This is a genomic window from Nocardioides sp. NPDC057772, assembly GCF_042798075.1.
Taxonomy (GTDB): domain Bacteria; phylum Actinomycetota; class Actinomycetes; order Propionibacteriales; family Nocardioidaceae; genus Nocardioides.
Genome location: NZ_JBHVKN010000004.1, coordinates 71793 through 80560, shown reverse-complemented (window position 1 = coordinate 80560; position 8768 = coordinate 71793). Strand labels below are relative to the sequence as shown.

Below are 8768 nucleotides of genomic sequence, written 5' to 3'. Positions count from 1 at the left end.
TCCACCAGGATGACCGGCCCCGCGTCTGCTCAGGGGCCTAAGCCTCGACAGAGAATGGGTTGTAGACGTCGACCCCCGTCGACGCGAAGTCCTTGGCGTTGCGCGTCGAGACCGTGAGCCCGTGCTCGAGAGCGGTCGCGGCAAGAAGCGAGTCCACTGCCGGCAGCGGACGCACCGAGTTCAGCTCGCCCCAGCGGTCCGCCACCGCCGCCGTGACCGGCAGCACCTGGTCGTCGTACTGCTCCACGAGCCCTTCGATCCAGACGGTCAGCGCCTGCGCCGCGATCTCGTCACCTCGTGCCGCGAGGCGAGCGGCCCCTGCTCGCAACTCTCCTACCGTCAGGACCGACAGGTGAACCTCGTCGGGACCGAGCCCGTTCACCCACTCGATGACGGCCGGGTCAGGGCGCTTCTTCCGAAGCTCGGAGACCACATTCGTATCGATCAGATACCTCACGCCAGCCCCTCGAGGTCAAGCTCTCGGAAGTCTGAACGGTCGCGATCGAGATCGAGGTCGTCACCCTTGGGCACATCCAGCAAGTACTCGGACAGTGGCCGTCGTGGCTGAGCGATCCGTCGGTAGTCATCAATGCTCAGCACGACAGCAATCTCCTCGCCGTGCTTGGTGATCAGCTGCGGTCCGCCAGCAGTCGCCTCGCGAAGCACCTCACTGAACCGCTGCTTGGCCTCTTGTACTTGCCAGGGCATCGAAACCACCTCCTTATCTAGACAGACTAGACAGAGCGTGACGCGCACGCAACCATCCCGACGAGCTGATCGCCCGGATCCTGGAGCACTCCCCGGGTCTCGACGCGGGCTGTTCGCAGCCTTCTGGAACGTCTATGAACCGCCCGCGCCGGTTGGCGACGCACTTCTGGAAGGCCTGAGGAAGATCGCGCCCGACCGGCCTCTCGGCTTGGGCGCCATGAAGCAGGCGGACAAGAGTACGAAGAGGGTGCCCGGCATGTCGGCGAGCGCTTCGTCGAGCTCGGCGGGTTCGCCGAGCCGGAGCCGTGGCGCTTCTCGTGGTCGCGTGACGTCACGGGCGAGGAGTGGCTCGACTTCGTGCCGACGCAGGGCTCGGTCCGAGCCGCTGGACCAGCTGGCCGACGCGATGGTGGTCGGCGACCCGGATGGGGGCGACGAAGCAGGCGGCGCAGAAGAAGTACGTCCCCAAGGCCGGCGACCAGTCGCTCGCGGGCCACGCGATCCGGGCGCAGGGCGTGACGCTGGAGGCGGTCCGCGAGGTGGCGACGGCGGCCACTCCGGAGCCCTACGGCGAGGTCGGGGAGATGATCCCGTTCACCGCCGACGCCAAGAAGGTGCTCGAGCTGACCTTCCGCGAGGCCCTCCGGCTGGAGCACTCCTACGTCGGCACCGAGCACATCCTGCTCGCCCTCCTCGAGCACGAGGACGGTGCCGGGATCCTGCACGACGCCGGCATCGACAAGGCGGCGACCGAGCAGAGCATCACCTCGATCCTCGACTCGCTGAAGGTCGACTTCGACGCGGCCGAGGCCGGCGCCACGGAGTAGCAGGTCAGAGGGGCTACCTGATCTGAGGGACCGTCGGCACGAGCGAGCAGCGCGTGCCGGCGGTTTCGCTACGTTCCGAGGATGCCCCGCAGTCTCGCCCGACTCGTCCTCGGCATGATCCTGGCCACCGCTGTCGTCACCGTCCCTGCCTCGGTGACGGCACCCTCGGCCGAGGCGGCCTGTCGGCCGGCGCTGAAGTCGCTGACGCTCGCGAGGGGCACCGTGGCCGGCGGCACGTCGACCACCGCCACGATCAGCCTCACCTGCCGGGCTCCGAGGCGCACCCCGGTGCAGCTGTGGGCCAGCACGGGCATCAGGGTCCCGGCGTACGCCTATGTCGCGAGGGGCCGGAGCACGACCACGGTCACGGTCCGGACCTCACCGACGACGGTCCGCAGCAGCGGCCGCGTCAAGGCGGTCCACCGGCAGGTCGTACGCCGCGCGACGCTGGTCCGCACGGTCACGCCGTGCTACCCCACGCCGGTGCCGACGGCCGTGGCGCTGCCCACCTACGTCCACGCCGGCCAGACCGCCACCGGCTCGGTGACGCTGGACTGCGTCGCACAGACCTCACTGACGGTGAGCCTCGTCTCGAGCTCGTCCTGGGTCAGCGTGCCGAGCACGCTCACAGTCGTGGCCGGGCGGCGTACGGCGTCGTTCCGGGCCGTGACGAAGGCGCCGTCGACCGGGTCGCTGCCGGCGTTCGACGTGACGATCCGGGCGACCCGCAACCGGAAGAGCGCGGCCCGGGTGATGCAGGTGCGGCCTGAGATCCGACCGTTCCGGGCCGGGGACCGGTTCACCGTCAACGAGCCGGTCCTGACGCCCGAGGGGACCGACGGCTGGGTGCGGGGCACCCTCCGGATCACGCTGGACCATCCGGCCGGGCCGGGCGGGCTCGACGTGAACGGCTCGATCATCCCCGAGGGCGGGACCTGGACCGAGGCGACGATCTACCACCACCCCTATCCGCCGGACTCCCGCGTGACCGACCACCTCACCATCGTCGATCCGACCGGCACCGTCCTGCTCCACGCGGACTTCACCTACGCCGTCCGTCCGGCCCCCGAGGGCCCCTGACGTGCCGGGACAACACCCCTGTGCCCGATGCACGCCAGGGACGTCTCAGACCCCCGCGGGAGCGAGCACGATGTCGAACCGCACCTTCGACCAGGTGCCGTCGACGGCTCGACCGTCCGGCGTCGGGGTCCCGGCGGCCTGCCGCTCGAACTTCTTGATCAGCGACTCCTTGACCCCGAAGACGGTGTCCTTCCAGCCGATCGGGTCGCCCTCCGGGAAGATGTGGGTGACCAGCGTGCGGCAGCCTTCGTGGGTGACCATGAAGTGCAGGTGCGAAGCCCGCAGCGGCGATCGCCCGACCGCGGCCAGCATCTTGCCGACGGGGCCGTCGTCGGGGATCGGGTACGGCGTGGGCGTCAGCCCCCAGAACCGATAGCCACCCTCCTCGTCGGTGAACAGGTGCGCCCGGGCGGCCCGGGCGCCGGCGTCGCGCTGGACGTCGTAGAGCCCGTGCTCGTCCGCCTCCCAGACCTCGATCCTGGCTCCGACCAGCGGGTTCCCGTCCGTGTCGGTGACGGTCCCGGTGACCCAGCACGGCTCGCCCGGGGCTCCGAAGGCCATGTCCCCGCCGAGCTCGATCGCCGGGGAGTCCTCCACGAAGAACGGCCCGAAGACGGTCGCCTCGGTCGCGTCGGCGTACGCGGCGTTGTTGATGTTGATCGTCTGCATCGAGGCACCGAGGGTGTCCGAGAGAAGGATGAACTCCTGGCGTACGTCGTCGGTGATGTGGCCGGCCTCGGTCAGGAACTCGATGGCCGCGCCCCACTCCTCCTCGGTGAGACGTACGTCGCGGATGAAGGCGTGCAGATGACGCGTCAGCGAGACCATGACCTCCTTCAGGCGCGGGTCCTCGCAGTTGTCGAAGGACGCGACCACGGTGTCGACCAGGGTCTGCTCGACCGCCCGCTGCTCCGGCGATACGTCGGCTCCGTCGCTCATCAGCTCTCCTCTCCCGTCCACGCCGCGGTCAGCAGCGCGGTCAGGTTCTCCTCGGTGACCGGGGTCGGGTTGTTGTCGGGGATGGCGGCCATGATCGGGGCGACCGCCTTGGCGATGCCGTCCTCGGGCATGCCGTAGTCCTGGAGCGCCTTCGGCGCATCGAGCGTCCTACGCAGCCCAGCCAGCCCCGCCACCGCACTGGGCGCGCCGAACGCAGCTGCCATCCGCGCCTCGGCCTCAGGCGCGTTCGGCGCGTTGAAGGCGAGCACGTGCGGGAGCACGACCGCATGGGTCTGCGCGTGCGGCAGGTTGAACATGCCGCCGAGCACGTGGCAGATCTTGTGGTGCATGCCCGACCCGGCGGAGGTGAACGAGACCGCCGCGAGGTAGGCGCCGTAGAGGGTCTGCTCGATCCCCTCGACGCCGGCGGAGTCGCGCGCGACCTTCGGCAGACCGGCGGCGAGCCCGCGGATCCCCTCGGCGGCGTTGACCCGGTCGATCGGATCCACCCGCGGGCCCCACATCGCGTCGACGCAGTGCGCGAGCGCGTTGAGCCCGCTGGCGACGGTCATCTCGCCGGGCAGGGTGGTCAGCAGCGAGGCGTCGTAGACGACCGAGCGCGGCAGGACCCGGGCATCGACGCCGGTCGTCTTCGTCTCGCCCGAGGTCAGGCCCCAGACGTTGGTCGCCTCCGACCCGGCGTACGTCGTCGGGACCGCCACGATCGGCAGCCCTGTGGTGAGCGCGACCGCCTTGGCGAGCCCGGTGGTCGAGCCGCCGCCGACGCACACCAGCGCGTCGACGGCGGCCTCGGCCGCCCGCTCTCGGGCACGCTCGGCGACCTCGACCGGGACGTGCATCACGACCTCGTCGTGGTGCAGCGCGACCGGTACGTCGGCGGTCACCCGGGCGGCGAGCTCGGCCTCGCGCTCGCCGGCGATGACCATCACCCGCCGCGCGCCGAGCTCGTCGATCTCCGCCGCCACCGCGGCGGGCGCCTCGCCGGTGGCGAAGCGGACCCGCTGCGGCAGCGACTCGTGCGTGAACTTCATGTGTTCCCCCCGCTCGGACCGGATCGATCAGGCCTTGCCCAGGAGCGTCGCGACCGCCTCGCCCAGCGTGGTGCCGGGGTCCTCGGGCAGCGACATGGCGCGCCAGGCGATGTGCTTGTCGGGGCGCACCAGGATGGCGCCCGACTCCTCGACCTCGCGGAGCTTGGCCCAGTCGAAGTAGAGGTCGGTGACCGGGCGGCCGGGGCCGATCACGACGGTCTGGAGCGGGATCCCGAACTTCGTCCGTGCCGCCTCCGCCGCCTCCGACCACGCCTCGCCGGCGATGCCGGTGATCAGCGTCCACTGGGTGTAGGGCGCCAGGTCGAGCATCGCGTGCTTCTCGACGTTGTCCCCGACCCAGGCGTGCGGCAGGTGGGCACCCGGGGAGGTCGACATCCGGTGGTAGAGGTCCTCGTCGTCGGTCGGCGCCGGCCGGGTGCCGTCGGAGAGGATCGCGTTGGAGTCGTAGAACTGGCCGAGCTCGACGCCGTGGGCGTTGAACTCGTAGTTCTTGCGCTCCATCGCGGTGACGAGCGCTGCCCGCTTGGCGGCGCCTTCGGGGGTGTTGGCCTTGCGCTCCTCGATGGCCTTGGCCATCTCCTCGCCCTCGAGCCCGACGACGCCGAGCGCCTCGAAGAGCTCGCCGAACTCGCGCGCGGACTGGTTGGCCCGGGTCACGATGCGCTTGGCGACCGGCGCACGCTCGGCGGAGTAGGACTCCAGGAGCGACGGCTCGGCGTAGCCCTGGAGCACCGCGGCCAGCTTCCAGGCCAGGTTGTAGGAGTCCTGGATCGAGGTGTTGGAGCCGAGGCCGTTCGACGGTGGGTGCCGGTGGATGGCGTCCCCGGCGCAGAAGACGCGGCCCTTCTGGGCGTGGGTCGCGTACATCTCGTTCACGCCCCACAGCGAGTAGCCGGTCACCTCCGGCTCCAGGTCGGGCATGCCGAGCAGGTCGCGGATGACCTTGACCGCGTACTCCTCGGTGAGCTCCGGCGGCGGCTGGCTGATGTCGTAGCCCCACACGATCAGCCACTCGTCCCACGGGCGGACCATCCGGACCAGGCCGGTGCCGATGCCGCCGACGTTCGAGCCCGGCTGGATGACCCAGTAGAGGACCGAAGGGCGGTGGTCGACGAGCTCGGAGAGGTCGGCCTTGAAGGTGATGTTCATCGACCCGGCGATGTCCATCGCCCCCTCCATCGGGAGGTCGATGTCGGCGCCGACCTGGGTGCGGGCACCGTCGGCACCGATGAGGAACTTCGAACGGATCTTGTACTCGTGGCCGGTCAGCCGGTCTCGGGCGATCGTGGTGACGCCGTCCTCGTCCTGGACGTGGCTCACGTACTCGGTGGAGAACCGGGTCTGGGTGCCGCGCTCGGTGGCGTTGCGGACCAGGATCGGCTCCAGGTAGGTCTGCGGGATGTCGACGGTCAGGCACGGGCTCGCCAGCTGGTAGTCGGCCTCACGGTCGGGGCGGGTGCCCCAGGTGCGGATGCGGCCGATCTCCTCGCCGGCGATGCTCGTGCAGAAGACGGTGTCACCGACCAGCTCGTGCGGCGTCGCGTCGGCGAGCACCTGCTCCTCGATGCCCAGGTCGCGGAAGATCTCCATCGCGCGCTGGTTGGTGATGTGCGCCCGCGGGGTGTTCGCGGTCCAGCGGTACTTCGTGATCATGATGTTGTCGACACCGAGCTCGCTCAAGAAGAGCGCGGCGGACGCACCGGCCGGACCGGAACCCACGACGAGTACGTCGGTGGTCACGACATCCTCGGTCTCGGGGATCTCGGTCTCTTTCTGGCCGTCGTCGAAGACTGGCATTTCCTCACCTTTCCGAGACCGCGGTGGGGTGTGGGATCGCAGCCTCAGGGCGAGTCTTACCGGCCCGCGCGGGCGGCATCAAAGGTGGGCTCGCGGGTTGGCGGAAATGCGTACGCGTCTAGCGACGCGAGAGCCACTGCTGGACGGCCGCGATCGTCGAGTCGGGCTTCCGGGCCCACTTGAAGTGGTCGATGCCGGGCTCGTCCAGGTGGACCCGCTCGACCTCGAGCCCAGGCATCCGCCGGTGGATCTCGTCGACCGTCGCACTGGGTGCCAGCCAGTCGCCCTCGATGGAGACGATCAGCGCGGGCTTGGTCAGGGCTCGCATGTCCGTGGTGACGTCGCGGGCCGGGCTGCCGAAGCGGAGGCGGCCGGTGCGGGCGTATCGGGCCCATTCCTTCATCAGCGTGCGCGCCTCGCGGCCGGCGAACTTGAGCTGCTTGCCGGGGAAGTGGCCGACGACCCGGCCGATCAGGCCCATCGCCTGGCTGGCGACCAGGAAGCCGGGGCCGTAGTTGCGCCAGTAGGGCGTCTGCGATGCCACGTAGATCAGCCCGGCGACGCGGTCGGGCTGGAGCGCCGCGTAGGCGCTGGCGGCCTGGCCGCCGAGGCTGTGCCCGAGGACGTACGTCGCTCCCGCGGCTGCCGGGACCAGCTCGCCGAGGCGGTCGACCGCGGCGGCGATGTCCTCGACCAGGTCGGCGTAGCCGAAGTCGTAGCCCCAGCCGGCGACGCGTCCGCCGAGCTCCTCGTGGCCGCGCTGCTCCATCCGCCCGACGTTGATGCCGGCCTCGGCGAAGGCGACGATCAGCTTGTCGTAGTAGCCCGCGGGCATGCCCATCGCGGGCACGACGAGCAGCGTCGGCGCCTCCGGGTCGGCTGCTCGGACCACGGTCAGCGTGAAGCTGGTGCCTTCGGCACGCTCGATCGGATGTGCCTCGGGAGTGGTCGTGGGGGTGGTCGTCTCCGTCACCCGAGCAATGTTACTCGTGAGTAGCACGCTGGGGTAGTCGGGAATCAAACGGTCCGTTACGCACGAGTAGACCGACCGTTTGATCCCCGACTACCGGCTCAGGCCGCCCACCGATGGCTCAGCAGACGGCGGCGCTCATCACTCGAGAGCGCTCGTCGCTCGGCCACCGTCACGGTCGAGGTCCACCATGCCGGCGGATCCAGTGTCCAACGTCTCGGCCCCGCCGCCGCTCGTGCCCGTTTTCGAGCAGCCAGGGTGCGAGCTTTGAATCCTGACGGATCGCGCAGGTCTGCGGAGACCATGGTGACGTACTCCAGACCGACACCACGCAGATCTCCCTCCCGCCTGATGTCCTTGGCGCGCTGCTTGCCCTCGAGGTGCAAGGAGCCGTCGTACTCGCCGACGACACCGGCTTCCAGGTCGAGCACGTCAGGCGTGCCGATATGCCGGCCGGCGAGGTCGAACACCGGGTGGTTGCACACGACGTCCCGGATGCCGAGCTCCTCCCACGCGAGCCGGAGATCTACCTCAGGCGGTGACCACGCGTTCTCGTCGAGGAAGGGGAGCGCATCCCGGACCTTCCCGATCCCGGTCCAGCCACGGTGTGCATCCGCCCACTCCGCGACCTCCTCGATGGAGACCAGGTCATGGAGCGCCGCCATGTCGTGGGCTCGCACAGCCGCGCGCCGATCGTGGGCGTAACGCATCTCGAAGGTCACCGACCGCACGGGGATCGTCACGCGCACGCCGTCGACCACCTGGCAGTCGGAGGGGAGGAGTCGCTCTCCGCACACGGTGATCCCTGGACGTGACACCAACGAGTGGGCCGTGGCCGCGACCGTCACCGGTCTCGGCCGACCGGACGTGTCGCAGCCGTCGAACCAGGTGCATCGCATCCACGCCAACGCCGCCCACCCGGTCACCGCGGCATGCGGGGCGAGCCGCACCGACGCCTCGAGCACTCGCTGCATGGGCGCATCGCCATCGACATCGGCCGGCACATAGAACCCGTGACTGCTCCGCCGCCACCCGCGCCCCCGAGCCTGACGCGGCGTCGGCCCGGTCTCCCCGCTCGGGTCGAGGCGCACAGGCCGCACCACAGAGGGCCGCGCGGAGGAGTATCTCGGCGGTCGGAAGTGAGGAGCTCGGGCAGCCACGTCGACAGCATCGGCCAGACGTACGAATCCCGCATCCGGCGATCCACAACAATCCCCCACCTGTGCACAACCCTGTGGATAACTCTCGGGCTCGGTGGATAGTCGGGGGGCAAAACGGCGGGTTCAAGCCGGGATACCCGCCCGGTGATACCCCCCGAATGATTAATTGCCGGGGGTCGCCCCGGGGAGGCCACCGTGCGACCCCCAGGGGGCA

General features: G+C 70.0%; 9 protein-coding genes. 2 read left to right on the top strand and 7 right to left on the bottom strand.

The genetic code is table 11. The annotated features are described in order from the left end of the window. Positions 1-37: 37 nt before the first annotated feature. Together ACFVJS_RS01840 and ACFVJS_RS01835 are read right to left on the bottom strand one after the other, a co-directional pair. Positions 38-457 (bottom strand): type II toxin-antitoxin system VapC family toxin, encoded by a 420-nt coding sequence (locus ACFVJS_RS01840; protein WP_378876868.1) that lies wholly within the window; start codon positions 455-457, stop codon positions 38-40. Then, a complete protein-coding gene (locus ACFVJS_RS01835; RefSeq protein WP_378876865.1) occupies positions 454-708 on the bottom strand; it encodes a type II toxin-antitoxin system Phd/YefM family antitoxin in 255 nt (84 codons plus the stop codon). The genes ACFVJS_RS01840 and ACFVJS_RS01835 overlap by 4 nt, the downstream gene beginning before the upstream one ends. A 344-nt stretch (positions 709-1052) precedes the next feature. Between ACFVJS_RS01835 and ACFVJS_RS01830 the strand changes: the two genes are divergently transcribed. Together ACFVJS_RS01830 and ACFVJS_RS01825 are read left to right on the top strand one after the other, a co-directional pair. Further along, positions 1053-1535, top strand: a complete 483-nt coding sequence (locus tag ACFVJS_RS01830; protein WP_378876863.1) for a Clp protease N-terminal domain-containing protein — start codon at positions 1053-1055, stop codon at positions 1533-1535. Between the two features lie 81 nt (positions 1536-1616). Further along, the gene (locus tag ACFVJS_RS01825; RefSeq protein WP_378876861.1) at positions 1617-2615 is read left to right on the top strand and encodes a hypothetical protein; all 999 of its coding nucleotides are present in this window, start codon (positions 1617-1619) and stop codon (positions 2613-2615) included. A gap of 45 nt (positions 2616-2660) precedes the next feature. On the opposite strand, the gene ACFVJS_RS01820 is transcribed toward ACFVJS_RS01825, so the two are convergent. From ACFVJS_RS01820 to ACFVJS_RS01800, 5 genes are all read right to left on the bottom strand, one after another. Next, entirely contained in the window at positions 2661-3554 is an 894-nt protein-coding gene (locus tag ACFVJS_RS01820) for a dioxygenase (protein ID WP_378876859.1), read from the bottom strand. Next, positions 3554-4606: a maleylacetate reductase gene (locus ACFVJS_RS01815; RefSeq protein ID WP_378876857.1), complete on the bottom strand. Its 1053-nt coding sequence runs from the start codon at positions 4604-4606 to the stop codon at positions 3554-3556. Before ACFVJS_RS01815 ends, ACFVJS_RS01820 begins: the two co-directional genes overlap by 1 nt. Positions 4607-4633: 27 nt before the next feature. Then, positions 4634-6424 carry an FAD-dependent oxidoreductase gene (locus ACFVJS_RS01810; RefSeq protein ID WP_378876855.1) on the bottom strand — a complete coding sequence of 597 codons (1791 nt, stop codon included), beginning with the start codon at positions 6422-6424 and terminating at the stop codon, positions 4634-4636. A 118-nt stretch (positions 6425-6542) separates the two neighbouring features. Then, positions 6543-7397, bottom strand: coding sequence for an alpha/beta fold hydrolase (locus ACFVJS_RS01805; protein WP_378876853.1), 855 nt, complete (start codon positions 7395-7397; stop codon positions 6543-6545). A 98-nt stretch (positions 7398-7495) separates the two neighbouring features. Next, positions 7496-8368, bottom strand: a complete 873-nt coding sequence (locus tag ACFVJS_RS01800; RefSeq protein ID WP_378876851.1) for a hypothetical protein — start codon at positions 8366-8368, stop codon at positions 7496-7498. Between the last annotated feature and the right edge of the window lie 400 nt (positions 8369-8768).

Bases quoted from the DNA above. Each gene is read 5' to 3' on its own strand.
- ACFVJS_RS01835 (WP_378876865.1), bottom strand. From the start codon at position 708: ATGCCCTGGCAAGTACAAGAGGCCAAGCAGCGGTTCAGTGAGGTGCTT.
- ACFVJS_RS01825 (WP_378876861.1), top strand. From the start codon at position 1,617: ATGCCCCGCAGTCTCGCCCGACTCGTCCTCGGCATGATCCTGGCCACC.
- ACFVJS_RS01820 (WP_378876859.1), bottom strand. From the start codon at position 3,554: ATGAGCGACGGAGCCGACGTATCGCCGGAGCAGCGGGCGGTCGAGCAG.
- ACFVJS_RS01815 (WP_378876857.1), bottom strand. From the start codon at position 4,606: ATGAAGTTCACGCACGAGTCGCTGCCGCAGCGGGTCCGCTTCGCCACC.
- ACFVJS_RS01810 (WP_378876855.1), bottom strand. From the start codon at position 6,424: ATGCCAGTCTTCGACGACGGCCAGAAAGAGACCGAGATCCCCGAGACC.
- ACFVJS_RS01800 (WP_378876851.1), bottom strand. From the start codon at position 8,368: ATGCAGCGAGTGCTCGAGGCGTCGGTGCGGCTCGCCCCGCATGCCGCG.